This window comes from Tistrella bauzanensis, from assembly GCF_014636235.1.
Classification (GTDB): Bacteria; Pseudomonadota; Alphaproteobacteria; order Tistrellales; family Tistrellaceae; genus Tistrella; species Tistrella bauzanensis.
In genome coordinates this window covers 16731-40207 of record NZ_BMDZ01000030.1, presented here as the reverse complement: position 1 = coordinate 40207, position 23477 = coordinate 16731, and the positions used below count along the sequence as shown (strand labels likewise).

Genomic DNA, 23477 nt, shown 5'->3' with positions numbered 1-23477 from the left:
TTTTCCGGGCGGGGGCGGGCCAAAGACATGCGTGTAACGGCACGGGCGGATCATGCGCCCTTGCGCATGCTCCGGCCCCGGCCTACCTAACTGGAACGATATCATAAGCAGCATGGCACCGGATGCCCATGCGACAGGGTGCCCCGGCGCGGGGACCGGGAAACAGCCGGCGAACCATGTCAGATGCGGCGCTTCGCCGCAAACACGGTCGAGAAGGTACACGGGCGATGGCAGGGATGCGGGCAGACCGCCCGATGGCGGCAGCGGCGAATGCGTCGTTCGAGACGACGGATCCCGACGGCCTTTCCGGCAAGGTGCTGATCGCCATGCCCCGGCTGGATGACCCGTGGTTTTCCAAGACGGTGATCTATCTGTGTGCCCATTCCGATGATGGCGCCATGGGCATCGTGGTCAACCGGGTGCTCGACACGGTCGATTTTCCCGAGCTTCTGACGCAGCTGGGGCTGGAATCCGGTCCGGATACCGCGGGCGTCAAGGTCCATTTCGGCGGACCGGTGGAAACCGGCCGCGGCTTCGTGCTGCATTCCGCCGATTACATTCTGGCGACCAGTCTGCGGGTCGATGATGCGGTGGCCCTGACCGCCACGCTCGACGTGCTGAAGGCGATGATCGAAGGCCACGGTCCGGATCAGGTTCTGGTGGCGCTGGGCTATGCCGGCTGGGGCCCCGGTCAGCTGGAAATCGAGATCCAGAGCAACAGCTGGCTGGTGGTCGATGCCGACAGCGACCTGCTGTTCGGCCCCGATATCGATGGACGGTGGCGCGACGCCATCGGCCGGCTGGGGGTCAATCTTCTGCACCTCTCGGGCGAAGGCGGCCACGCCTGATCGCGCGGTTCAAAAAAATCTGCGGCCATGACGCAGTTTATTCTTGCGAGTAATTCTCAATTGCATATGATCATCGGTGTGCAAACGTTTCATTCCCGTTTCGCACGACTCGTCCTCACACACGCGACTTTGCCGGCCGGTGGTTCTCCTCCGGCCGGTTTTTTTTCGGCCCCTCCTCGCCAACCCGCCCCTCTTCGCCGCCCCGCCTCTCTTCGCCGCCACCAGGTGTCAGATCCTGGGCGACCACGATCAGCGCCTGGGTCCGCGCCTCGCCCAGCCGCCGCAGCTGGTGGCGCAGATGGCCGTCGAAATGGATGGCGTCACCCGTCTCCAGCTGCACCACCCGGTCGGGAAAGATGATTTCCAGGGCGCCCGCCAGAACATAGAGGAACTCGTCGCCGGGATGATCCGTGGTCTGCGACAGGCGGCCGCTGCCCGGCTCGATGGTGAAGACGCTCAAACGCCGCCCGTCGCCCGCCGGCAGCAGCGCCCGCACCAGGGCGCCCGGCCCCGGGGTCGCCCCGCCGGCGACATCCACATGGTCAGCCCGCCGGATGACGGTGATCGCATCGTCATCGGTGGTCTCGCCGAACAACTGGCCGATAGGCACATCCAACGCCGCGGCAATCTTCAGCAGCGTGCCGACCGAGGGAGATTTTTGTCCCCGCTCCACACGCGACAGATAGCCCTTGTCCATCGCCATCCTGTCGGCCAGCGCCGCCAAGGTCAGCCCCTTGCGCTGCCGCGTGGCACGGATCGACCTGGAGATGATGCCTGCATCCGCCGGCACCGCGACCGCGATGGCGGCGGCGCTGTCTTTCACGCTGTCTGTCATGTCGCGCCCTCCAATCCTGCCGCACGCGCCCCGCGGTACCTCTTCCTGCCGGATCGGCATCAATTTGTCCACGGCCCCGCCATGGCACGGGGCTCCGCCGATTCCGGCCCAGCCCGGGAAAATCATCCGACCGGGTAAATTAATGTTGCGAATAATTCTCAATCTCATACAATCAGCGGCGTGCCAAACGTTTCATTCCCGTTTCGCACGACTCGTCCTCACACACGCGACTTTATCGGCCGGAGGTTCTGCCTCCGGCCGTTTTTTTGACCGGCAGGCGCCTCATACCGCGCCAGGTTCACTGCTGGCCTGAGGGTCATGGCCCGGTTCCCAGGCCGAAATCGCGGAGCGTGCTGGTGATCGGCGGAATCGCCTTGTCTTCCGGCAGCACATCGCTGTTGCTCCACGAGAACACCAGAACGGTCCAGTCGGTGATGTGCGAAAAGCCGTAGCGGGGGCCGGTGGCGTCGACCATGCGGCCGTCATGGGCATCATAGGCGATGGCGGCCAGCTTCACCGTGCCGCGACGTTCATCACGCTTCACCAAGGCCAGTTCCGGTGTGCTGATGGTATCCGACAAGGGCACCGGCACATCGAATGCCGGAATGCCGAGCAGCGCCTTCTCGTCATCGATCGACAGGGCGCCGGAGCGGATTTCCACCACGATGTCCGCGCGGTCGCGATCGGGCATCAGCCGGGCGCCCCGTCGCAGAAGCTGTTCCCGCACCGATCCCACCGCGTATTTGCCATCCAGGCCCTCAAACAGGCTGGCATCGACATAGACCGCGGCATCGGGCGGCAGATCCAGCATCAGGGCCTGGGCTGCCCGGTCGACCGCCGATGACAGCAGCAGCTGTTCGGTGGCGGTACGGGCAGGCGCGCTTTCCCGCGCCGAGGTGCAGGCGGCGAGCAGTGCCGCCGCCACGATGGCGGCCACAAGCGATCGACGCATACCCTTCCTTTCAGCAGACACGTCCCGGAAACCCGCCTCCCGGCGCGTCTGCCGGCTTACGCCGGCATGCACCACGGCTCCAGATCATCGCTAAGGTCAGGGCAAGGGCGCCACAATGCAACCGGCGGCCCGCAAAGGTTTCAGCCACACCCGCAACGCTTACAGAAAGCTCACGGGGACGCGCGAGGCCGGCATGGGTTGGTTTCCGGCGTGGGTCAGTTCACTGTGCGCGGCAGGTCTTCGGCCAGCGCCTCGACCATCTGGCGGACATTGGCCAGGTGCGGGTTCAGGCGCAGCGCGGTTTCAAAGGCGGCGAGTGCCGCCATCCGATCGCCGCGACGCATGCAGATCTGGCCGAAGCCGCAGATCGCGCCGAAATGGCGTGGTTCCAGCTCCAGCGCCGTGCGAATGTCGGACATGCTCTCCTGGTCGCGGTCCTGCATGTAATACAGCGTCGCCCGCTTGTTCCAGGCCTCGGCAAAATCGGGCCAGCGCAGCACGGTGCGGTCCAGCATGCTCTCGGCCACCACCAGCCGGCCGGCGACCATGGCATCGGCAGCTCGCGACAGGCTGCGCGCCGCCTCCGGGTCGGGATGTTCGCACCACAAGGCCCAGATCATCGCCTGAATGTCGTCGGGGTCTTCCGCGGCGGCGGGGTCGAGCAGCGCGCGGAACAGGGCATCGAGCCGCCACGACATCGCCGGCGCCGGGCGACGCTCATATCCCTTGAGGATCAGCTTCAGAATCTCGTTGACCATCGTCAGGCATCGTCCCGGCCGGCGGCGTGAACAGGGGCTGAACACAGCCTTCAGAATAAGGCGGATGCGCCGCCGCCGCCACCCCGGCTGAGGATCGCGGTGCAGAATGGCGCGCCGCGATCCGCCGGGGTCAGGTCATCCGCGCCATCGGGTCAGGTGCGGGTCAGGGTTCGACGCACGGCATCCTGCCAGCCGCCATACAGCCGCTCGCGCTCGGCCTCGGCCATCGCCGGCTCGAACCGCCGGTCCAGCGCCCAGCCATCGGCGAACACCTCCGGGTCCGGATAGACCCCGGCGGCCAGTCCCGCCAGATAGGCCGCCCCCATCGCCGTGGTCTCGCGCAGCTTCGGCCGGTCGACCGGCGTTGCCAGCATGTCGGCCAGACGCTGCATCAGCCAGTCGCTGGCGACCATCCCGCCATCGACGCGCAGCACGGTTTCGCCGAAATCGGTGCCCTCCCAGTCGCCACGCATCGCCTCGACCAGATCGCGGGTCTGATAGGCGACGCTGTCCAGCACGGCGCGCGCGATCTCCCGCGGGCCGGTCGCCCTGGTCAGACCGAACATGGCGCCGCGCGCATCGGCATCCCAATGCGGCGCGCCAAGCCCGGTGAAGGCCGGCACCAGATACACGCTCTGGGCCGGGTCGGCCTCAGCCGCCAGTTGCTCGCTTTCAGCCGACGTCGAAATCAGGCCCAGCCCGTCGCGCAACCATTGCACCGCCGCCCCGGCGACGAAGATCGAGCCTTCCAGCGCATAGCTGCGCCGGCCGTTCAGTTGCAGGGCGACGGTGGTCAGCAGCCGGTTGCGCGACCGCACCGACTGGCGGCCGGTCACCAGCAGCGCGAAACAACCGGTGCCATAGGTGGCCTTGACCATGCCCGGGCGGAAACAGGCCTGGCCGGTGGTGGCGGCCTGCTGATCGCCGGCAACCCCGCGGATCGGCACCGGCCGGCCCAGAAGGTCGGGCAGGGTTTCGCCGAAATCGCCGGCGCTGTCGCGGACATCGGGCAGCATCGACATCGGCACGCCGAACACCGCGCACAGATCCGGGCACCAACTGCCCTTATGGATGTCGTAAAGCATGGTGCGCGAGGCGTTGGTGGCATCCGTCGCATGCACGCGACCACCGGTCATCCGCCAGATCAGGAAGCTGTCGACGGTGCCGAAGGCGAGGCGTCCCGCGGCGGCGGCGGCGCGCGCCCCCTCCACCTTGTCCAGAATCCAGCCGATCTTGGTCGCCGAGAAATAGGGATCGAGCAGCAGGCCCGAGCGGTCGCGGACCAGTTGCTCATGGCCCTCGCGCTTCAACTCGCCGCAGATCCGGGCGGTGCGCCGGTCCTGCCAGACGATGGCCGGGTGAATGGCGCGGCCGGTCTCGCGGTCCCAGACCACGGTGGTCTCGCGCTGGTTGGTGATGCCGATCGCGGCCAGCGCGCCGGCATCGACGCCGGCTGTGGCAAGCGCGCCCTTCATCGTGGCGACACTGGTCTGCCACAGATCTTCGGCATCATGTTCAACCAGCCCCGATGCCGGGAAATGCTGGGGGAATTCCTGCTGATCGGTGGCGATGACCTGCATCGCGCCGTCGAACAGCATCGCCCGGGTCGATGTGGTGCCCTGATCCAGCGCCAGGATCAATCCCTGGCCGGTGAAGCCGTGGCGGCCGGGCCGGTCGTCTACTGCGTCGGGAGTGGTGATATTGGCGGGCATGGCGGCGGCGATCCTCCTTCAAGGTCTGGGGCCGGGCCATGCAGGATGAAAACAACCGCACGCCGGCCACGGCCGGGGCTTGGATGCCCCGATCATTCAGGCGTCAGTTTGGGCCGGGGCGCGCGCCGCCGGCAAGCCCGCCCTGACGGGCGGGCGATAGACGGGCAGGCTCACCGGCGGTCGCGGCGGTGTCACGCGGCCAGCCGCCCGGCGCTGCGGGCGCGCATCCAGGCCGCCAGCCGGTCGGCACCGGCTGTATCGATCCGCAGGCCAAGCTTGGTGCGCCGCCACAACACGTCTTCCGCCGTGCGCGCCCATTCCTGATCCATCAGGAAGGCGACTTCACGGGCATGGAGCCCGGCACCGAAGCCTACCCCCAGTGCGGCCGGATCGGTCGCGGCATCGCCCACCGCCTGCCACACCCGGCCGCCATAGCTGCGTGCCAGCCGCAGGCGGGTGCGTGCATCCAGCACCGGATGGGTCTCGGCCAGGGCTGCCGCCAGCGCAGCCGTGCCGCCAGCGGGCAGCACGGACCCCGGCAGCGGCGCATCGGCGGTCCAGGCCGCCATGCCCGTGCCAGCCGATGGCGGCAGCAGCCGCAGCAGCCTTTCCATCACGCCTTCGGCCAGCCGGCGGAAGGTCGTGATCTTGCCGCCGAAGACACTGATCACCGGCGCACCGGCGGTGTCGACGCTCAACACATAGTCGCGGGTCGCCTCCTGCGCCTTGCTGGCCCCGTCGTCATAGAGCGGCCGCACGCCGGAATAGGACCAGACCACCATGTCGGGGGTGACCGGCCGCTTGAAATAGGCCGAGACCGCCGCGCACAGATAATCGATTTCCGCGGGCGTGATCGCAACCTGCCCCGGATCGCCCTGATGATCGGCATCGGTGGTGCCGATCAGAGTGAAATCATCCTCATAGGGAATGGCGAAGGCGATCCGGCCATCCGGATTCTGGAAGATATAGGCGCGATCGTGATCGAACAGCCGCTTGACCACGATATGGCTGCCGCGCACCAGCCGCACCCGTTCCGGGGTTTTCACATGCAGCCGCTCGACCAGCGCATCGGCCACCCAGGGGCCGGCGGCGTTCACCACCGCCCGCGCCTTCAGGATGGCGGTGACGCCGGTTTCGGTGTCGCGCAGGCGCAGCGTCCACAGATCGCGGCCCCGCTCGGCCGCGACCAGCTCAGTGCGGGTGCGGATCTCTGCGCCGCGATCATGGGCGTCGATGGCGTTCAGCACCACCAGCCGGGCATCGTCGACCCAGGCATCGGAATATTCGAAGGCCCGGCGGAAGTCGTCCTTCAGCGGCCGGCCGGCCGGGTCGCGGCCCAGATCCAGCGTGCGGGTGCCGGGCAGCCGGCGGCGGCCGCCATTGCCGCCGGCCAGATGGTCATAGATGAACAGGCCGGCCCGGATCATCCAGCGCGGCCGCTGACCCTGATTATGCGGCAGCACGAAACGCAGCGGCCAGATGATGTGCGGCGCCAGATCCAGCAGCACCGCCCGCTCGCGCAGGGCCTCGCGCACCAGTCGGAATTCATAATGTTCCAGATAGCGCAGCCCGCCATGGATCAGCTTGGTGCTGGCCTGCGAGGTCGCGCCGGCGAGATCGCCTTTTTCAACCAGCACAACGTCATAACCGCGGCCGGCCGCATCGCGCGCGACACCGCACCCGTTCACGCCGCCGCCGATCACCACCAGATCGTGCACATGCTCTGCCATATCGAAGCTCCCTTGGCGCCATCGCATCGGGGTCATGACGCCGAGACCACCATTCCGGTTCCATCAGGTTCGCATCTCTATATTGACGCGCCAATACGAAACTTCAAATGAAAGTAACGCACCACAAGCGAACGGCAGATCTGCGGCCGGCGCACGGCCCGCCGGGCCTCGTGTTGCAGCCCCCAGCCAGGCGGGGCATAGTGCCGCGCCAATGACTTCAGCCGCCACAGGGGTTCGGACGATGACGCCTGACACCGCCACGGGCATGGCCCTCGGACCCGCGATCGAAGGCTTTGCCCTGGGGGCGGCCCTGATCATCGCGATTGGTGCGCAGAATGCCTTCGTGCTGCGCCAGGGGCTGATCCGCGCCCATGTGCTGCCGATCGTGGCGTTCTGCGCGCTTGCCGATGCCGCGCTGATCGTGGCCGGCGCGCTGGGGCTCGGTTCGCTGATCAGCGGCCATGAACGGGTGCTGGGCGTGGTGTCTCTGGCCGGGGCGGGCTTCCTTGTCACCTATGGGATGATGGCGGCGCGGCGCGCCTGGAAGCCCGGCCAGTTGCTGCCCTCCGAGGCGCCGGCGGCACCGCTGCTGCGCACCCTGGCGACGGTGGCCGCGGTCACCCTGCTGAACCCGCATGTCTATCTTGATACGGTGGTTTTGCTGGGCAGCATTTCCGGGCGCCACCCGATGCCCGACCGGCTGTGGTTCGTGGGTGGCGCGGCGCTTGCCTCGATCACCTGGTTCTCGGCGCTGGGCTATGGCGCGCGGCTGCTGGTGCCGGTGTTCCGGCGCCCGGCCGCATGGCGGGTGCTCGACGGCATCATCGCCCTGGTCATGTGGCTGATCGGCGCCAAGCTGATCGCCGACGGCATCCGGCTGCTGGGGTGAGCATCGCCGCCATGATCATCCATCCGATCGGAAGGCGCTAGGGCTTGGCATCGAAGACGACCTTGAATGCCCGCAATCTGGAAGCACTGGGTGCGGCACGCCTGGCCGCGCTGCTGATCGAGGTCAGCACCGGCAATGCCGCCGCCAAGCGCCGGATCCGGCTGGCCCTGGCCGGGGCCGACAGCCCGCTGGCGGTGGCGCATGAGGTGCGCAAACGGCTGATCGCCATCGGCGCGTCGAAGGGCCGGGTCAGTTGGCGCCGCCGCAAGGCGCTGGTCGAGGATCTGGACACCCAGCGCCGGGCCATCGCCGGGCCGCTCGCCGCCACCGATCCGGCCGAGGCGATGGACCTGATCTGGCGGTTCCTGGCCCTGGCGGGACCGGTTCTGGCGCGCAGCACCGACACCAGCGGCGCGGTGACGGCCGTGTTTCAGGCCGCCTCTGCCGATCTGCCGGCCATCGCCCGGGCGGCACGGGCCGACCCGCTGGCCCTGGCCGACCGCGCCGCCACAGCACTTGCCGCCAATGATCAGGGCCAGTATGACGGGCTGGCGGCGGCGCTGGTGCCACTGCTGGGTGCCTCGACAGGCGACGGCTCGCCGGGCCTCGATCGCCTGAGGCAGCGCCTGTCCAGGCTGCCTGGACCGGCGCCGCGTCAGGCCCTTCAGGCGATCGCCGACTGCCTGGGGGATGTCGACGGCTTCATCGGCCAGATCGACCCGGCGGCGCGCGCTCTGCCCACCATCGCGGCCCGGATCGCGCAACGCCTGCTGGCCGCCGGCCGCGTGGCCGAGGCGGCCGCCAGCCTCCATGCGGTCCGCCCCGACCATCGCCCCCGGCTCAGCCACAGCCGGACGGATCTCGACTGGGAAGATGCGCAGATCGCGGTTCTGGAAGCGCAGGGCCGTGGCAGCGCGGCACAGGCGCTGCGTCTGGCCTGTTTCGAACAGGCGCTGTCGGCACCGCATCTGAAAGCCTATCTCAAGCGGCTGCCCGATTTCGACGACATCGAGGCCCGGGATCTGGCACTCGATCTGGCGACGCGGCACCCGGCCGCCACGCTCGCCCTGCATGTGCTGGTGTCGTGGCCGGATCTGGAGCGGGCGGCAGCGCTGGTGATGCAGCGCGGGGCCGCGCTCGACACCGACCGCCACGATCTGCTGGGCCCCGCCGCCCAGGCCCTGGCCGGGCGCTACCCGCTGGCCGCGACGCTGATCTGGCGGGCGATGATCGATGACACGCTGACCCGGCGCCGCGCCGGCCGCTATCGCATGGCGGCACGTTGGCTGGATGAGTGCCGGGGCGTCGCCGGCACGATCGGCGATGTCGGCGCGGCTGTGTCCCACGATGACTATCTGGAGCAGTTGCGCCGCGACCACGCGCGCAAGGCCGCCTTCTGGCGCCATCTTTCCTGATCAGCCATCTTTCGGAGTCAGATGCCGCCTGGGGGCTGCCCCCGCGCGCTCAAAGGCATATGCTGCAATTAGGACGAACGTTCGTTCCGTTCCGGAGCGAACCGGTCACCCACAAGAAGCCTTCCGGAGAGAACGCCCCGATGTCCGACATTCTGCGCACGCCCGACGCCCGTTTCCTCGACCTGCCCGGCTGGCACTATCCGCCGCATTATGTCGACGACCTGCCCGGCTATGAGGGCATCCGCGTCGCCTATGTCGACGAGCCGGCCGCCGTTGCCGATGCCGGCGCCGAGGCGCCGACCTTCCTGTGTCTGCACGGCCAGCCAAGCTGGAGCTATCTCTATCGCCGGATGATCCCCTATCTTGCGGCACGTGGCCGGGTGGTGGCGCCGGATCTGATCGGCTTCGGCCGCTCCGACAAGTTGGCCGACGACAAGGCCTATGGCTTCCTGTTCCATCGCGGCATGCTGGTGGAACTGGTCAAGCGCCTGGATCTGAAGCACGTCATTCTGGTGGTGCAGGACTGGGGCGGGCTACTGGGCCTGACCCTGCCGCCGGAGATGCCGGACCGCTTCCGCGGCCTGCTGGTGATGAACACCGCCCTCGGCACCGGCGACCGGCCGCTGGGCAAGGGATTCGAAGCCTGGCGCGATTTTGTCGCCAACAGTCCCGATTTCTCGATCCCGAAGCTGTTCGCGCGCGGCTGCCCGCATCTGACGCCCGAGGAAGCCGCCGCCTATGACGCGCCCTTCCCCGATGACAGCTATCGCGCCGGCGCCCGGGTGTTCCCGGCACTGGTTCCGGCCCACCCCGATGCCGAGGGTGCCGCCCTGTCGCGTGATGCCCGCGACTGGTGGAGCACCGCATGGACCGGCCGCAGTTCCATGGTGATCGGCATGGCCGATCCGGTGCTGGGCGAGGCACCGATGATGTCGCTGGCCAAGCTCATCCGGGGCTGCCCGGAGCCGATCAAGGTGGCGGATGGCGGCCACTTCGTTCAGGAATGGGCCGACGCGTTCATGCCCCATGCCCTGGATCCGCTGTTCGCCTAGCACCATCGCCGTCCGGGCACTGTCCGGGCACGGATCGTGCCCGGACGCAGCCATCATCCCGTTCGAATGGTTGGCAGGCGCGGCCGGGGACGCCATAGTTGAGGCTTCCGGAGCGGCCGCGCCATCAGCCTTGAGACATCGTCAGGCGGCACGGCCGATGACGGCGCGCCTCGGCGGGCCCCACCCCGAACAGGGAACAGAGACCCATGACCCGGCATACCCGCATCGACCGGCCACATCACCGTGCCGGCCACCTGTTGCGTGGCGGCAGCGCCGCCGCAGCCCTGACCACTGCCGGCATGATGCTGGCCAACCCTGCCGCGGCAGCCGATGGCGATGCCCGGGCCTGCGACATCGAACGCCCGATCATCTTCGCAGGCCTCGATTACGACAGCGCCCGGTTCCACAATGCGCTGGCCCGCATGATCCTGGATGAAGGCTATGGCTGCGCCACCGACGAACTGCCGGGCGCGGTCATCCCGCTGGTCGGCGGCATGTCGCGCGGCGATGTCGATGTGGTGATGGAGATCTGGTCGGCCAATCCGGTCCAGGTCTGGCTGGACGCCAGGGAGAAAGGGCAGGTGGTCGAGGTCGGCACCAATTTCCCCGACGCCCGTGAAGCCTGGTTCGTGCCCCGTTATGTGGTGGAAGGCGCCGACGCCCCGGCCAAGGATCTGACATCGGTCAACGATCTGCCGAAATACACCAAACTGTTCGAGGATCAGGAAGAGACCGACAAGGGCCGCTTCTATAACTGCCCGGCAGGCTGGCAGTGCGAGATCGTGAATTCCAAGAAACTGCACGCCTATGGGCTTGAGGGCAGCTACACCAATTTCCGTCCCGGCACCGGCGAGGCACTGTCGGCGGCGGTGGACAGCGCGATCAAGCGCAAAAAGCCGATCCTGTTCTATTACTGGGGGCCGACCTGGCTGTTGGGCAAATATGATTTCGTGGCGCTGGAGGAGCCGGCCTTCAATGCCGACACCTGGGCTGCGATGATGGCGGCCGACGCGCCCGAACAGGCCACCGCCTATCCGGAAAGCACCGTGATCATCGGCGCCAATGCCGACTTCGCCAAGGCCGCGCCCAAGGTGATCGGCTTTCTTGAGCGCTATGAAACCACCTCCGAGCAGGTCAGCCGCGCGCTTGCCCATATCCGCGACACCGAGGGCTCGCCCGAGGATGGCGCCAAATGGTTCCTCGCCGAATATCCGGATGTCTGGAAGGCCTGGGTCTCGCCCGAGGTCGCCGAGCGTGTCTCCGCCGCCGCGAAGAAGGGCTGATCATCGGACATGTTTCCGGATCTGGGCACGCCGCTGCGCCATGCGGTGAATGACGCACTCGACTGGCTGATCGTCACCCATGGCAACAGCTTCGAGGCCGCCGCCGGGTTTCTGCTCGGCATCCTTGGCGCCATCGAAGGTGTGCTGCGCGGTGCCCATCCCGCCGTGATCCTGGGCGCGGTGGCGGTGGCGGCATTCGCCGTCACCCGCCGCCCCGTCACGTCGGTGCTGCTGGCGGCGGGCCTGTGGGGCGTGGGCGCGCTTGGCCTGTGGGATCAGGCGATGCAGACCGTGGCCTTGATGCTGGTGGCGGTGTCGATCGCCGCGCTGTTCGGCCTGCCGATCGGCATCCTGATGGCCAAATCCAACCGCATGCGTGCCGTGGCGCTGCCCGTGCTCGATTTCATGCAGACCATTCCGATCTTCGTCTATCTGCTGCCGGCGGCGATGCTGTTCGGGCTGGGCAAGGTGCCGGCGGTGTTCGCGACCGTGATCTATGCCATGCCGCCACTGGTGCGGCTGACCGATCTGGGCCTGCGCGGCGTGGATCACGAGGTGCGTGAGGCGGCCAATGCCTTCGGCGCCTCGCGCCGGCAATTGCTGTTCAAGGTGGAACTGCCGCTGGCCCTGCCGACCATCCTGCAGGGCCTTAATCAGACCACGATGCTGGCGCTGGGCATGGTGGTGGTGGCATCGATGATCGGTGCGCGCGGCCTGGGCGAAACCGTGCTGGTCGGCCTGCAACGCAATGACAGCGGCATGGGGCTGATCGGCGGCCTGGGCATCGTGGCCCTGGCCATGCTGCTCGACCGCATGACCCAGGGCTATGGCCGACGGGTTCTTGCCCGGCGTGGCCGCAAGGCCGACAGCACCTGAACCTGATCTGGCCGATGGCGGGCCGCCCGCCTCACTCGGCGGCGATCAACTGACGCACCGCCGGGTTCAGATAGGCATCGAAACAAGCGGCGACGCGCTGGATATCGGGGGTCATCTCAACCGGCACCAGCAACCGCCAGCCATCGCGCAGCACGATGCCGCGGTCTTCCAGCGGATCGATCAGCGCCATGGCGCCGGCCAGAACCTCAGGATCGCGGCCCATGGATGCCGCCACCGCCGCCACGTCGACCGCATGGTCGCACATCAGCCGCTCGATCACCGCCCGGCGCAGCCGGTCGTCGTCGTCCACCGCCACGCCGCGAATGGTGGCGAGCCGGCCTTCGGCCACGGCCTCGCGCCATGCCCGGACATCGATGGTGTTCTGGACATAGCCGCCCGGCAGATCGCCGATCGCCGACGGGCCGAAGCCGATGATCGCCGCGGCGTTGTCGGTGGTATAGCCCTGGAAATTGCGCCGCAGCAGCCCCTGGCGCTGCGCCACCGCCAGCGGGTCATGAGCCCGGGCGAAATGATCGAGCCCGATGCCGACATAACCCGCCGCCTTCAGCCGGCGCGCGGCCGCATCCGCCTGTTCCAGCCGCGCTGCCGGCCCCGGCAGGGCGGCGTCGGGGATCAGCCGCTGATGCTGCTTCATCGACGGCACATGGGCATAGCCGAACAGCGCCACCCGGTCTGGTGTCAGGGTCAGCACCTGATCCAGCGTCGCCAGCACGCCGTCAGTGGTCTGGTGCGGCAGGCCGTGGACCAGATCGATGTTGATGGCGTTGATCCCCCGCTCGCGCAGCATCGTCACGGCACGGGCCGTGGCCTCGGCCGGCTGGATACGGTTGATCGCCTTCTGCACCACCGGGTCCAGATCCTGAACGCCCAGGCTCGCGCGGTTGACACCGGCGGTCGCCCAGGCATCCAGCCGCGCCGGATCGACATCGCGCGGGTCGATTTCAAGCGCGATCTCGGCATCGGCGCCGATGTCGAAGCTGCGCGCCAGCGTCTGGAAGATCCGGTCGATATCCTCGGGCTCAAGAATGGTCGGGCTGCCGCCGCCGAAATGCAGATGGCGGACCGGATGCCGCCTGCCCAGCAGCGCGCCCACCATCTCGATCTCGGCGATCAGGCTGTGAACGAAGGCCACGATCGGACCGCGGGTGTTGATCACCCGGGTATGGCAGCCGCAGAACCAGCACAGTGTGTCGCAGAACGGCACATGGATATAGATCGACACCGGGTCGTGGCCCGCCACCGCCCGCATCCAGGCCGCCGCCTGATCGGGGCCCACCGCACCACTGAACTGAAGCGCGGTCGGATAGCTGGTGTAGCGCGGCAGCCGTGCCGACTGGACCGGCACCCGGCGCGCGGCCTCGCGATCTTCCGCAGGGCTTGCCGGAACGGCCGTCGCCGGCGACAGGGCGGATGTGATGACAGCCATCGGAATGCGGACCTCCAGCGGACGGGGCGTGATCATTGCGGCCATGCTGCCCGATCGCCGCCGCCCATACCTTGCGCAAGATCAAAAGCCGGTGCGGTGCGGTGCGCGACAGCAGAGAGGGCGGAACGCAATCCGCTCAGCGGACCCGGTTGCGGCATCCGGTCGCAGGCCAGGGCGGGTTGATCCAGATCAACGCTCCGCACGCCGGCTGGCGCATGAATAGGCGCATCGACCGGTGATGCAGAAGACACATCCGCTGGCCACTGCGGCCCGGTCCCGCCCATCTCCTCCGCCCGCATTCCGTCGGGCGGGCATTGCCTCGCGCAAGCGTCACACCGACCGTGAACGTGCCCCAGAAAAGGCCACTGCCATGACCAAGTCCGCCATCCTCGGCACCCGGGCGCTGAAAGCCGCCGGTCTCGCCACCGTTCTTGCCGCCGGCACCGTGTTCGGCGCACTCGGCATGGCGGCGCCCGCCGCCGCAGAGGACAAGAGCCCGTGGATGCTGCGCGTGCGCGGTCTGGCCGTGGTGCCGGATGAGAGCGCCTCGATCGATCCGATCGGCGGCGATGTCAGCATCGACAATTCGCTGGTGCCGGAACTCGACATCACCTATTTCGCCACCCAGAACATCGCCTTCGAGCTGATCCTGGGCACCACCCCGCACAAGGTCAGCGCCAAGGGCACGGCCGCGGGCGATGTGGATCTGGGCAAGGTGTGGCTGCTGCCGCCCACCCTGACCGCGCAGTATCACTTCCTGCCCGAAGGCAATATCCGGCCCTATGTGGGTGCCGGCATCAACTATACGATCTTCTACAACAAGGACGAGCCCGACGGCATCAACATTAAGTATGACAATGCTTTCGGCTTCGCTCTTCAGGCTGGCGTCGATGTGGCGCTTGATGACAAATGGGCGCTGAATTTTGACGTCAAGAAACTGTTCCTGAACACCGACGCCACCATCAACAACTCGATCAAGGCCGATGTCGATATCGACCCCTGGCTGATCGGTGTGGGCGTCGCATACCGCTTCTGATCCAGCGCGGCATCGGCTCACCAACCACAGAAACGGCGCGTACCCTGGCATCACTCTGCCAGGGTACGCGCCGTTTTCCGTTCGCAAAGCTCCTGCCGCGTCAGCGCCGCCGGTTCAGAATGTCGTCGCGGACCGGAGACACCGCCGCGGCATGGGCCTCGAAGCCCTCGTAACGGGCAAGGATGCCGGCATGACGGGCCAGTTCCGGATAGGCCTTCGCGGTCACATAACCAACCGATGACCGCTTCATATAGTCGAACACCGACAGCGGCGAAAAGGTGCGCGCAGCGGCATTGGTCGGCAGCACCGCGTTCGGCCCCAGCACGAAATTGCCCAGCGTCACCGGCGTGCGGTTGCCCAGCAGGATCTCGCCCGCATTGACCAGCCGGCCCAGATGCGCGAACGGCTCGTCGCCCAGCACCTCAAGATGCTCGGGCGCATAGTCGTTGATGAAGGCATAGGCGGCCTCCGGATCCGGCGCCAGCACCACGCCGCCGCGCGGACCGGTCAGCACCGCGGTGGAGAACGCGGTGCGCTGCGCGCCCATCTTCGCCCAGTAGCCATCCAGCGCCGCGATCGCATCGTCGGCCACCTGACGGCTGGTGGTCACCAGCCAGGCCGAACTGTCGGGGCCGTGCTCGGCCTCGACCAGCAGATCCAGCGCCGCCAGCCGGCCATCGGCGGTGTCGTCGGCGAAGATGATCGCCTCGCTCGGCCCCGCCGGAATGCCCGGGTCGATCACATCCGACAGCAGCCGCTTGGCCGCCACCACCCACGGGCTGCCGGGGCCGACGATCTTCACCGCCCGGCGCACGGTTTCGGTGCCATAGGCCACCGCCGCCACGCCCTGCGCGCCGCCGCATTTATAGACCGTCTCAACCCCCGCCAGCCGTGCCGCCACCAGCGTTGCCGCATCGACCTCGCCATCAGGCCCGGGGGGCGTGATGATCGAAATCTCGGGCACCCCCGCCACCACAGCCGGCACCGTGGTCATCATCACCACGCTGGGGAACGACCCCTTGCCGCGCGGCACATAGCAGGCCACCGACGGGATCGGCAGGAAGCGGTCGCCGGCGAAGGCGCCGGGCCGGATTTCGTGCAGCCACATCTCTTCCGGCTTCTGGTCCTGATGGAAGCGGCGGATGTTGTCGACCGCATAGCGGATCGCCTCGATCACCTCGGGCTCGACCGCATCGAAAGCCCGGTCGAAGGCGGCCGGCTCCACCTGGATACGGGCCGGATCGACCGGCGCCTTGTCGAAATCCCGGGCGAAGCGGGCAAGCGCCGCGTCGCCTTCGGTGCGCACCGCCTCGATGATCGGCCGGACCTTGTCGAGAAACGGCCCCAGATCGCTTTCGGCACGCTTCAGAAGCCCGGCGCGCGCCGCGGCGTCGAGGGTGGACAGATCGTGGAAACTGACGGCGGCCGGCATCGGGCTGGCTCCTTGGGAGAGAGGGCTATTTGGACCGCAGGAACAGGTCGAGCCCGACCAGCCTGTCGAGCGCACGGATGGCGAGCGCCGCCACCACGATATAAACCACCGACACCGCCGCCAGATCGGGCGTGATGACGCTGCGGATCGAGTTGTAGATCAGCACCGGCAGGGTCACGATCCGGGCATCCACCAGCAGCAGGCTGACCAGGAATTCGTTGAAGGCCAGCACGAACATCAGCAGCGCGCCGGTGATCACCCCCGGCATCACCGCCGGCAGGGTGACGGTCAGAAAGGTCTGGACCGGCGGCGCGCCGCAATTGGCGGCGGCATTCTCAAGATCCGGGTCCAGCCCGTTCACCGATGCGCCCACCGCCCAGATCATGAAGGGCAGGTTGATGACAGCGCAGGCCAGCCCCACCGGCCACAACTGGCCCAGAATGCCGATGCGGCCGAACAGCAGCATCATGCCGATGCCCGATGCGATCAGCGGCACCGTGAACGGCAGCAGCAGATAGACCTGAAGGCTGCGCCCGAAGGCGATCCGCCAGCGCGCCAGCGCGATCGCCGCCAGCGTCCCCGCCGGCAGGCTGATCAGCGTGCACACCACTGCCACCCATAGCGAGCGCCAGAATGCCTGCCGCAGTTCATAGGCGCCGACCACCTTCTCATACCATTGCAGCGACAGGCCATCGGGCGGGAAGGTCACGATATTGCCGGCGGTGAAGGATGCGCCCAGCACGATCAGGGTCGGCAGGGCCAGGATCAGCAGATCGAAGCCGACCACCGCCCACAGAACCAGGCGCTTGCCACGCGGGCTGGTGCTGGCGGCGCTCATTTGCCGGCCCTTCCGCCCAGGCCCAGCGTGCCGGCGCCGGCGATCGCCAGGATCACGCCGACGATGGTGCTGCCGATGAAGGTCAGCACCAGTGCCAGCGCCGCCCCCAGCCCGGCATCGGATATCCGGAAGAAGGCGTCATAGATCGCATTGGCGGCGAAATCATTGGTGCCGCCGCCCAGGATGTTCGGGATGGCGAAATCGGTCAGGGTCAGGGTGAACACCACCACGCCGGCGGCGATCAGCCCCGGCCGCGCCAGCGGCAGAACCACGGTGGTGAAACCGCGCCACCAGTTGGCGCCAAGCGATGCCGCCGCCATCTCCATCTCCTCGGAAATCGCGGTGATCGCCGGTGCGATCAGCAGCACGGCGAAGGGCAGCATGTATTGCACCAGCCCGAACAGGATCGTCTCATAGGTATAGATCAGCTTCAGCGGTTCGAAGCCCAGGGCCGTGATCGCGGCATTCACGATGCCCTTGTTGCCCAGGATGATCAGCCAGCCATAGGCCCGCACCACCTGACCGATGAAGAACGGCAGGAACAGGCCGATCAGCAGCAGCCGGCGCAGCCCCGACGACGATGTCCGCACCATCACATAGGCATAGGGAAAGGCCAGAAGCAGGGTCGCCGCCGTGACGATCACCCCCGCCACCAGGCTGCGCCGGATGACGGTGGCATAGATCGGCCGGTCGGCGAGCTGGGCATAATTGCCAAGGCTGGCCTCGGCCGCCGGCAGGAATGTGGCGGTATCCAGCACATGCAGGCTGTCGCCGACCATGCCGGCCAGCCCCCAGACCAGCACAGCGACCAGCAGGATGGCCGGCGCCAGGAACAGCGCCGGCACCACGATCTCCGGCCGCTTGGGACGCATGGCCCCCACCACTGCCTCGGCCGCGTCGAGCAGCCGCCATGACAGCGGATAGGCGGTTCTGGATGGTCGGGGCATGACGCGCTGCGGTGTCCTTGCTCACGGTTCATGGATAGCGGGCGGGCCAGCGGAACTGGTCCGCCCGCTGGCAGGATCAGCCCTGCATGATTTCCTTGAAGGTCTGGAACCAGTCCCGCTCATGTTCGACCAGCACCGGGGTCGGCACGCTGATCAGCCGGGCGAAATCCTCGTCCGTGGTCGGATAGGCCGGGTCGCCGGCCAGATCGGCCGGCGGCGTCAGGCCGGGCTGAACGCCGGGCAGGCCAAGCTTTTCGGTCCAGGCCTGCTGGGCGCCCTTGGAAATCGCATGGTTCACATACTGCTTCGCCCAATAGGCCTCGTTCTCGGGCAGCCCCTTCGGCACCCACAGCGCATCGGTATCGACCTTGGCGCCTTCCTGCGGCACCGTCCAGGCGACCGGAATCCCGTTCTGCTTCGCCTCGCGGGCGTTGGAGATGATCGTGCAGGCGACGTCGATCTCGCCCTGCTGGAACCAGTTGGTGAAGTCCGGATCCTCGCCCAGCAGCGGCTGCTGCGCCTTCAGCTTGCGGATGAACTCCCAGGCCGGGGCCATGTTGCCCGGAATGTCCGAGACCTTGCCGCCGCCCGCCACCTGCGCCGAGGGGTGGAAGCCGATGCCGTCATTGTACAGCGCCACCCGGCCCTTGAACCGCGGCTCCAGCATCACGTTCCAGCTCTTGGGCGCGCCATCGGGGAAGGCTTCGGTGCGATAGGCCAGGACATAGACATAGGAATAGGTGTTGACGATCGGCCAGCCCTCCAGCCCCTTCGGGCGCGCCACCGGCAGAAGCTGCGACAGGTTCGACAGATCCGACAGATCCAGGGTCACGCCGCGCAGTGCCGACTTGGTGGCATTGGTCGAGGTATCCCAGTTGACATGGATCGGCGGCACCCGGTTCTGGGCCACCGCCGCCCAGATCTTGGGCTGGATCTCGTTGTCTTCCGTCAGATCATGGCGGACACGAATGCCGGTCGCTTCAGTGAAGCTCTGCGACACGCCCTGGTCCAGCGCATCGACCCAGACCCCGCCCCAGGCGCGGACGATGATCTCGGCCGGCTTGGCCGGCTCGGCCGCAAAGGCCCGGCGGCCGATCAGCATCGCCGGCGTCCCCGCCAGCGCGGCACCGGCCGCGGCGATCATGCCACTCTTCAGCACCTGCCGGCGGCTGGCGCCCTGGATCTCGTCGTCATGCATCGACATGGCCCCCTGTCTCCCTGTCTCGTCTGGATGGCCGGCCTGATGCCGCCGGCCGCTTGATTGTTCCCGATCGCTGATGGCCCGCGCGTGCCGCCATGGCGCCGCTCAACGCGGCCAGACCAGCAGGTCGCGCGCGGTCCAGCCCAGATAGACCGGCTGGCCCACGCCCCAGGCCCGGTGCGCCGCCGGATCATGGTCGAACACCCTGAGCACGGCGTTGCCCAGTGCCGGCACCTTGGCCGCATAAACGGATCGTTCGCCTTCAAAGATTGCCTCGACCACCGTTGCCGAGACGATGATATCGAGCGCGCCCGGCCCGTCGACCTCCAGCACATCCGCATCATCGGCGATCCGCAACTGTTCGGCCCGGATCGCCGCGGTGATCGGCTGGCCGGCGGCAATGACATCGCCGCCCGCCGGCGTCGCCGGACATTCCAGGGTGCCGAAGGCCGCGACCGTGCCACCATCAACCGCCGCACGGCCGTCGAGCAGATTGGCGACACCGATGAAGCCGGCGACGAAGGGGTTGGCCGGGCGGCGATAGGTTTCCACCGGCCCGGCGATCTGCTGGGCGCGGCCGCCATCCATCACCATGATCTCGTCCGACATCACCAGCGCCTCGCGCTGGTCATGGGTGACGTTGATGGTGGTGACGCCAAGCTCGCGCTGAATGCGACGGAATTCGAGCTGCATTTCCTCGCGCAGCTTCTTGTCCAGCGCCGCCAGCGGTTCATCCAGAAGCAGCAGGTCGGGCTCGAACACCAGCGCACGCGCAATCGCCACCCGTTGCTGCTGACCGCCCGACAATTCATGAATGCGCCGCCGGCCGAAGCCGCCCAGCCGCACCAGTTCCAGATAGCGCTCCACCCGATCGGGGATGGTGCGGGCATCGGCGCGGCGCATGCGCAGGGGATAGGCCACATTCTCGGCCGCGGTCATGTGCGGGAACAGCGCCAGCTTCTGAAACACCATGCCGATCGATCGGCGATGCGGCGGTTCCGACGACACCGGCCGGCCGTTCAGCACGATTTCGCCACCGGTGGGTGTCAGGAAGCCGGCGATCATCCGCAACAGCGTGGTCTTGCCCGAACCGCTGGGGCCAAGGATGGTCAGGAACCGGCCGCGTGCCAGATCGAACGACACCGCATCCACGGCCAATGTGCCGTCGAAGCTGCGGCTGACCCCGTCGACGCGCACCATGGCCGGCGCGGCCGCTGCATCTGCGGGCATCGTTCAAGACCTCCGGGAGTTCTTGTGAAAAGGCGCCGCCTTGCGCGGTTGCGGCCAGTCCAACGGATTGCAGGAAAACTGTCAAGATGACCCGGAACCACAGCCGGGCGGCCATGGTGACAGCAGACATCCGCATGGTTTCCGTCAGGGTGTCACCGCATCCAGCATAGTGGAGAGCGCGTCGCTCTGTCCCGCCACCGGCTCGGCGCCCATGGCGATGGCGATGCCAAGCCCGATCGCCGAGGCCGCCGGACCGTGATGGCCGCCACCGGCGCCGCCTGCATCCGGGCCCGCCCTGAGGTTCATCACCAGCGTCGGGCAGCAGAACAGGGCGAGCTTCACCACCCGCCGCCAGTCGTCATCCAGCGCGCCGCGATCGGCGAGCGCCCGCAGCAGCGGCCGCCACAGATGGTCGCGCTTGGCATCCAGAAAGCCCTGCCGCAGATCCGACAGGCGGTGATCATGGGCGATGATGATGCCGCGGCCATCGGCATCGAGTTCGGCCCGCACACCATACAACGTCTCGGCCAGCGCCGCGTCATACAGCCAGAAGGGATGCGCGAAGATGTTGTGAAACGTCGCCTTCACCTCGGCCAGCAGCGCCGGCACGTGACGGCCGGCAAAGGCCGGGTCGAAGAAGCTCAGTCGGTCCGCCACGCCGCCCTCACCCGCCCCCGCCTCGAACCAGACATTGGCATTGTGGGCATCGCCATGGGCCGTGACCCCGGCGCCCGCAAAGCGCGAGGGCACCAGGCGGGCGCGGGCCTCGTCGAACAGCGCGCCGAGCGGCCGGTCATAGGTGACGCCGCCGACCGTCCAGCGCAGATCCCGCATCTGATACCACGACAGGGTCAGGTCGGGGGCGGCGGCACGCCCGCCCAGATGGAAGATCCGGCCGTCATAGAACCGCGCCATCCGACCACCCGCCCGGTCGGGCGCATCGCGGTCGACCAGCCGGTCGTGAAACAGCCGGTGCAGCGGCTCGGCGGCGGCCTCTTCGGCGGTGATGTCGTGCAGGCCGGCCAGATAGCGCGCGGCGACGATCCGGTCGGTCGCCGCCTGCGCGGCGATCAGCCGCTCGGCCGTCACCGGCGCCGGCCCCGCCAACCCGGCGTCCGCAGCCTCGACCGCGCGCGCCAGATCGGCCAGCCGGGGCTGGTCGCGGCGGGCATAGATCAGGATCTGCCGGCCGACCTCGCCACAGGCGACGATCGGCCGGTCGACCGGGAAGCCGGCCTCGGCCAGCAGTTCGGCGCGGTAATATTCGCCGACCGTCTCGGCCTCGTCCTCTTCCTGATGGAACTTGAAGAAGAACGCCCGGCCATCCTCGGCATCGATGAAGCCGTTGACCGAATTCAGGCTATAACCATCGCGGTTGATCGCCACCCGCGCCGGCACGAAGCCCGCCACCTCGGCCACCAGACCGGCGATCACCGCCTCGGCCTCGGCGATCCGGCCGGCGCGGGCCAGATCACGGGCCAGCGCCGTCGGTGTGCCGGCGATCTGCGTCTCGGTGGCGATGGCGGTGGTCATCAGGGGCGCGCCTTCTGTCGACAGACAACATGCGAAGGCCCGAGTGATAGCGCATCCTGGCGTGCCGATCACGCCAAAGCCATCAACGGCCGGCCCCGCGCACATCGAGAATGCGGTCGATCAACCCCCAGTCCAGGGCCTCCTGCGCGGTCATGAAGCGGTCGCGGTCGAGCGCGCGTTCAACCTCGTCGAGGCTGCGCCCGCAATGGCGGGCATAGAGCCGGCTGATATGTTGCTTGGTCCGCTCCATTTCCCGGGCATGGATCAGGATATCGGATGCCTGGCCCTGGTAGCCACCCAGCGGCTGGTGGACGTGCAGATTGGCATTCGGCAGGGCCGCGCGCTGGCCCGGTTCCCCCGCCATCAGCAGGAACGAACCCATCGACCGCGCGGTGCCCATGCACACCGTGTGCACCGGTGAGCGGATATACTGCATCGTGTCGTACATGGCGAAGCCGCTGGTGACCACACCGCCGGGCGAGTTGATGTACAGAAAGATCGGCTTGTCGGGATTCTCCGCCTCAAGGAACAGCAATTGCGCGCAGACCAGCGCCGAGACCGTGTCGTTGACCTCGCCGTTCAGGAAGATGATCCGCTCGCGCAGCAGCCGCGAGAAGATGTCATAGGAGCGTTCGCCCCGGTCGGATCGCTCCACGACCATTGGAACGAGTTGCATCGTGTCGGGCATGGGCGATGTCCTGCTATCCGGCGCCGGAATGCGGCTGGTGTGGGGGCATCATCAGGCCGCGCGCATCTCATCGCGGCGATTGTTGTTCGCGGCCAGTGGCAGCGGTCGCGCGTTGCCGGCACCGGTCAGCCCGTGAACGATCCTCAGCCGGGTGCCGCCATCGGCATTGGGCCGCAGTTGGAACGTCACCACGCTTTCAAGAAACGGCGGCTCGGCCTCGCGCAGCCGATAGCCCACCTGCCGGCCGGGCTCGGACGATATCGGTTTTTCATCGGCCAGATCCCGCGCCGGCAACCATGCCTCGCGGAATTCAGGCACGCTGATCGCCCGCCAGACCCGGTCGGGCGGTGCGTCAAGGTCGTATTCCAGTGTCAGATGCGGCAGCCCCCGATCTTCGGGGCCGCCATCGGCTTCGGTGTCGCTCATTGATCCATGTCCTTCAGCAGCACGGTCAACGCCTCGATCCGCGCCGGCCAATAAGCCCGGTATTTCGCCAGCCAGCCGGCGATCAGCGCCAGCCCCGCCGGGTCGACCTCGTAATTCACGAAGCGCCCCTGGCGGTGCTCTCGCACCAGCCCGGCCTTGCGCAGCACCGCCAGATGCTGCGACATCGCGGGCTGGCTGATCGTCATGCCGTCGCGCAGGCGGCTGGCATTCATGGCACCGCCCGCCAGCTTCTCGAAGATCGCGCAGCGGGTCGGGTCGCCCAGGGCCTTGAAGATATCGGGCGGTGTGGCCATGCCATCCGCCCCGGAGGGGTTGGTCTCGATCATGA

22 protein-coding genes are annotated in these 23477 nt (G+C 67.8%); 7 read left to right on the top strand and 15 right to left on the bottom strand.

All coding sequences use genetic code 11. The features are described from left to right. The first annotated feature begins 236 nt into the window (after positions 1-236). Positions 237-848 carry a YqgE/AlgH family protein gene (locus IEW15_RS13280; protein ID WP_229708076.1) on the top strand — a complete coding sequence of 204 codons (612 nt, stop codon included), beginning with the start codon at positions 237-239 and terminating at the stop codon, positions 846-848. 115 nt (positions 849-963) lie between these two features. On the opposite strand, the gene IEW15_RS13275 is transcribed toward IEW15_RS13280, so the two are convergent. The 5 genes from IEW15_RS13275 to glpD all read right to left on the bottom strand — a co-directional run bounded on the left by IEW15_RS13275 (position 964) and on the right by glpD (position 6835). Then, positions 964-1683, bottom strand: a complete 720-nt coding sequence (locus IEW15_RS13275; RefSeq protein WP_188578648.1) for a helix-turn-helix domain-containing protein — start codon at positions 1681-1683, stop codon at positions 964-966. A gap of 316 nt (positions 1684-1999) precedes the next feature. Then, on the bottom strand, positions 2000-2635 hold the full coding sequence (locus IEW15_RS13270; protein ID WP_188578645.1) for a DUF6655 family protein: 636 nt from the start codon (positions 2633-2635) through the stop codon (positions 2000-2002). Between the two features lie 215 nt (positions 2636-2850). Continuing rightward, positions 2851-3393 carry a tetratricopeptide repeat protein gene (locus IEW15_RS13265; RefSeq protein ID WP_188578643.1) on the bottom strand — a complete coding sequence of 181 codons (543 nt, stop codon included), beginning with the start codon at positions 3391-3393 and terminating at the stop codon, positions 2851-2853. Between the two features lie 152 nt (positions 3394-3545). Continuing rightward, on the bottom strand, positions 3546-5105 hold the full coding sequence (gene glpK / locus IEW15_RS13260; protein ID WP_268237161.1) for a glycerol kinase GlpK: 1560 nt from the start codon (positions 5103-5105) through the stop codon (positions 3546-3548). Positions 5106-5296: 191 nt separating this feature from the next. After that, entirely contained in the window at positions 5297-6835 is a 1539-nt protein-coding gene (gene glpD / locus IEW15_RS13255; protein ID WP_188578638.1) for a glycerol-3-phosphate dehydrogenase, read from the bottom strand. A 241-nt stretch (positions 6836-7076) separates the two neighbouring features. On the opposite strand from glpD, the gene IEW15_RS13250 reads away from it, so the two are divergent. From IEW15_RS13250 to IEW15_RS13230, 5 genes are all read left to right on the top strand, one after another. Further along, positions 7077-7724: a LysE/ArgO family amino acid transporter gene (locus tag IEW15_RS13250; protein WP_188578636.1), complete on the top strand. Its 648-nt coding sequence runs from the start codon at positions 7077-7079 to the stop codon at positions 7722-7724. 44 nt (positions 7725-7768) lie between these two features. Further along, the gene (locus tag IEW15_RS13245) at positions 7769-9139 is read left to right on the top strand and encodes a DUF6880 family protein (protein WP_188578634.1); all 1371 of its coding nucleotides are present in this window, start codon (positions 7769-7771) and stop codon (positions 9137-9139) included. 140 nt (positions 9140-9279) lie between these two features. Continuing rightward, on the top strand, positions 9280-10191 hold the full coding sequence (locus IEW15_RS13240) for a haloalkane dehalogenase (RefSeq protein WP_188578633.1): 912 nt from the start codon (positions 9280-9282) through the stop codon (positions 10189-10191). A 206-nt stretch (positions 10192-10397) separates the two neighbouring features. After that, positions 10398-11474, top strand: coding sequence for an ABC transporter substrate-binding protein (locus tag IEW15_RS13235; RefSeq protein ID WP_229708075.1), 1077 nt, complete (start codon positions 10398-10400; stop codon positions 11472-11474). 9 nt (positions 11475-11483) lie between these two features. Further along, on the top strand, positions 11484-12350 hold the full coding sequence (locus IEW15_RS13230; protein WP_188578631.1) for an ABC transporter permease: 867 nt from the start codon (positions 11484-11486) through the stop codon (positions 12348-12350). Positions 12351-12381: 31 nt separating this feature from the next. Here the strand turns inward: IEW15_RS13230 and hemN are convergent, their stop codons facing one another. Further along, positions 12382-13797: an oxygen-independent coproporphyrinogen III oxidase gene (hemN, locus tag IEW15_RS13225; protein ID WP_188578629.1), complete on the bottom strand. Its 1416-nt coding sequence runs from the start codon at positions 13795-13797 to the stop codon at positions 12382-12384. A 370-nt stretch (positions 13798-14167) separates the two neighbouring features. On the opposite strand from hemN, the gene IEW15_RS13220 reads away from it, so the two are divergent. Further along, positions 14168-14833 carry an OmpW/AlkL family protein gene (locus IEW15_RS13220; protein WP_188578627.1) on the top strand — a complete coding sequence of 222 codons (666 nt, stop codon included), beginning with the start codon at positions 14168-14170 and terminating at the stop codon, positions 14831-14833. A 100-nt stretch (positions 14834-14933) separates the two neighbouring features. On the opposite strand, the gene hisD is transcribed toward IEW15_RS13220, so the two are convergent. The 9 genes from hisD to IEW15_RS13175 all read right to left on the bottom strand — a co-directional run bounded on the left by hisD (position 14934) and on the right by IEW15_RS13175 (position 23442). Continuing rightward, positions 14934-16265: a histidinol dehydrogenase gene (gene hisD, locus IEW15_RS13215; RefSeq protein ID WP_188578625.1), complete on the bottom strand. Its 1332-nt coding sequence runs from the start codon at positions 16263-16265 to the stop codon at positions 14934-14936. A 25-nt stretch (positions 16266-16290) separates the two neighbouring features. After that, the gene (locus IEW15_RS13210) at positions 16291-17103 is read right to left on the bottom strand and encodes an ABC transporter permease (RefSeq protein WP_188578623.1); all 813 of its coding nucleotides are present in this window, start codon (positions 17101-17103) and stop codon (positions 16291-16293) included. Beyond that, positions 17100-18050, bottom strand: a complete 951-nt coding sequence (locus IEW15_RS13205) for an ABC transporter permease (protein WP_188578621.1) — start codon at positions 18048-18050, stop codon at positions 17100-17102. Before IEW15_RS13205 ends, IEW15_RS13210 begins: the two co-directional genes overlap by 4 nt. Before the next feature lie 76 nt (positions 18051-18126). Beyond that, positions 18127-19254 (bottom strand): ABC transporter substrate-binding protein, encoded by a 1128-nt coding sequence (locus IEW15_RS13200; RefSeq protein WP_188578619.1) that lies wholly within the window; start codon positions 19252-19254, stop codon positions 18127-18129. Positions 19255-19356: 102 nt separating this feature from the next. Next, positions 19357-20481, bottom strand: coding sequence for an ABC transporter ATP-binding protein (locus IEW15_RS13195; RefSeq protein WP_188578617.1), 1125 nt, complete (start codon positions 20479-20481; stop codon positions 19357-19359). Positions 20482-20625: 144 nt separating this feature from the next. After that, positions 20626-22014, bottom strand: coding sequence for a hypothetical protein (locus IEW15_RS13190; RefSeq protein ID WP_229708074.1), 1389 nt, complete (start codon positions 22012-22014; stop codon positions 20626-20628). Between the two features lie 82 nt (positions 22015-22096). Then, a complete protein-coding gene (locus tag IEW15_RS13185) occupies positions 22097-22702 on the bottom strand; it encodes an ATP-dependent Clp protease proteolytic subunit (protein WP_188578615.1) in 606 nt (201 codons plus the stop codon). Positions 22703-22753: 51 nt separating this feature from the next. Next, entirely contained in the window at positions 22754-23128 is a 375-nt protein-coding gene (locus tag IEW15_RS13180; protein ID WP_188578613.1) for an SRPBCC family protein, read from the bottom strand. Further along, positions 23125-23442 carry an ArsR/SmtB family transcription factor gene (locus IEW15_RS13175; RefSeq protein WP_322111499.1) on the bottom strand — a complete coding sequence of 106 codons (318 nt, stop codon included), beginning with the start codon at positions 23440-23442 and terminating at the stop codon, positions 23125-23127. Before IEW15_RS13175 ends, IEW15_RS13180 begins: the two co-directional genes overlap by 4 nt. Positions 23443-23477 lie beyond the last annotated feature (35 nt).

Excerpts from the sequence above, each read along its gene's own strand:
- IEW15_RS13280 (WP_229708076.1), top strand. The coding sequence starts at position 237 with ATGCGGGCAGACCGCCCGATGGCGGCAGCGGCGAATGCGTCGTTCGAG.
- IEW15_RS13275 (WP_188578648.1), bottom strand. The coding sequence starts at position 1,683 with ATGACAGACAGCGTGAAAGACAGCGCCGCCGCCATCGCGGTCGCGGTG.
- IEW15_RS13270 (WP_188578645.1), bottom strand. The coding sequence starts at position 2,635 with ATGCGTCGATCGCTTGTGGCCGCCATCGTGGCGGCGGCACTGCTCGCC.
- IEW15_RS13265 (WP_188578643.1), bottom strand. The coding sequence starts at position 3,393 with ATGGTCAACGAGATTCTGAAGCTGATCCTCAAGGGATATGAGCGTCGC.
- glpK (WP_268237161.1), bottom strand. The coding sequence starts at position 5,105 with ATGCCCGCCAATATCACCACTCCCGACGCAGTAGACGACCGGCCCGGC.
- glpD (WP_188578638.1), bottom strand. The coding sequence starts at position 6,835 with ATGGCAGAGCATGTGCACGATCTGGTGGTGATCGGCGGCGGCGTGAAC.
- IEW15_RS13250 (WP_188578636.1), top strand. The coding sequence starts at position 7,077 with ATGACGCCTGACACCGCCACGGGCATGGCCCTCGGACCCGCGATCGAA.
- IEW15_RS13240 (WP_188578633.1), top strand. The coding sequence starts at position 9,280 with ATGTCCGACATTCTGCGCACGCCCGACGCCCGTTTCCTCGACCTGCCC.
- IEW15_RS13235 (WP_229708075.1), top strand. The coding sequence starts at position 10,398 with ATGACCCGGCATACCCGCATCGACCGGCCACATCACCGTGCCGGCCAC.
- IEW15_RS13230 (WP_188578631.1), top strand. The coding sequence starts at position 11,484 with ATGTTTCCGGATCTGGGCACGCCGCTGCGCCATGCGGTGAATGACGCA.
- hemN (WP_188578629.1), bottom strand. The coding sequence starts at position 13,797 with ATGGCTGTCATCACATCCGCCCTGTCGCCGGCGACGGCCGTTCCGGCA.
- IEW15_RS13220 (WP_188578627.1), top strand. The coding sequence starts at position 14,168 with ATGACCAAGTCCGCCATCCTCGGCACCCGGGCGCTGAAAGCCGCCGGT.
- hisD (WP_188578625.1), bottom strand. The coding sequence starts at position 16,265 with ATGCCGGCCGCCGTCAGTTTCCACGATCTGTCCACCCTCGACGCCGCG.
- IEW15_RS13210 (WP_188578623.1), bottom strand. The coding sequence starts at position 17,103 with ATGAGCGCCGCCAGCACCAGCCCGCGTGGCAAGCGCCTGGTTCTGTGG.
- IEW15_RS13205 (WP_188578621.1), bottom strand. The coding sequence starts at position 18,050 with ATGCCCCGACCATCCAGAACCGCCTATCCGCTGTCATGGCGGCTGCTC.
- IEW15_RS13200 (WP_188578619.1), bottom strand. The coding sequence starts at position 19,254 with ATGTCGATGCATGACGACGAGATCCAGGGCGCCAGCCGCCGGCAGGTG.
- IEW15_RS13195 (WP_188578617.1), bottom strand. The coding sequence starts at position 20,481 with ATGCCCGCAGATGCAGCGGCCGCGCCGGCCATGGTGCGCGTCGACGGG.
- IEW15_RS13190 (WP_229708074.1), bottom strand. The coding sequence starts at position 22,014 with ATGACCACCGCCATCGCCACCGAGACGCAGATCGCCGGCACACCGACG.
- IEW15_RS13185 (WP_188578615.1), bottom strand. The coding sequence starts at position 22,702 with ATGCCCGACACGATGCAACTCGTTCCAATGGTCGTGGAGCGATCCGAC.
- IEW15_RS13180 (WP_188578613.1), bottom strand. The coding sequence starts at position 23,128 with ATGAGCGACACCGAAGCCGATGGCGGCCCCGAAGATCGGGGGCTGCCG.
- IEW15_RS13175 (WP_322111499.1), bottom strand. The coding sequence starts at position 23,442 with ATGGCCACACCGCCCGATATCTTCAAGGCCCTGGGCGACCCGACCCGC.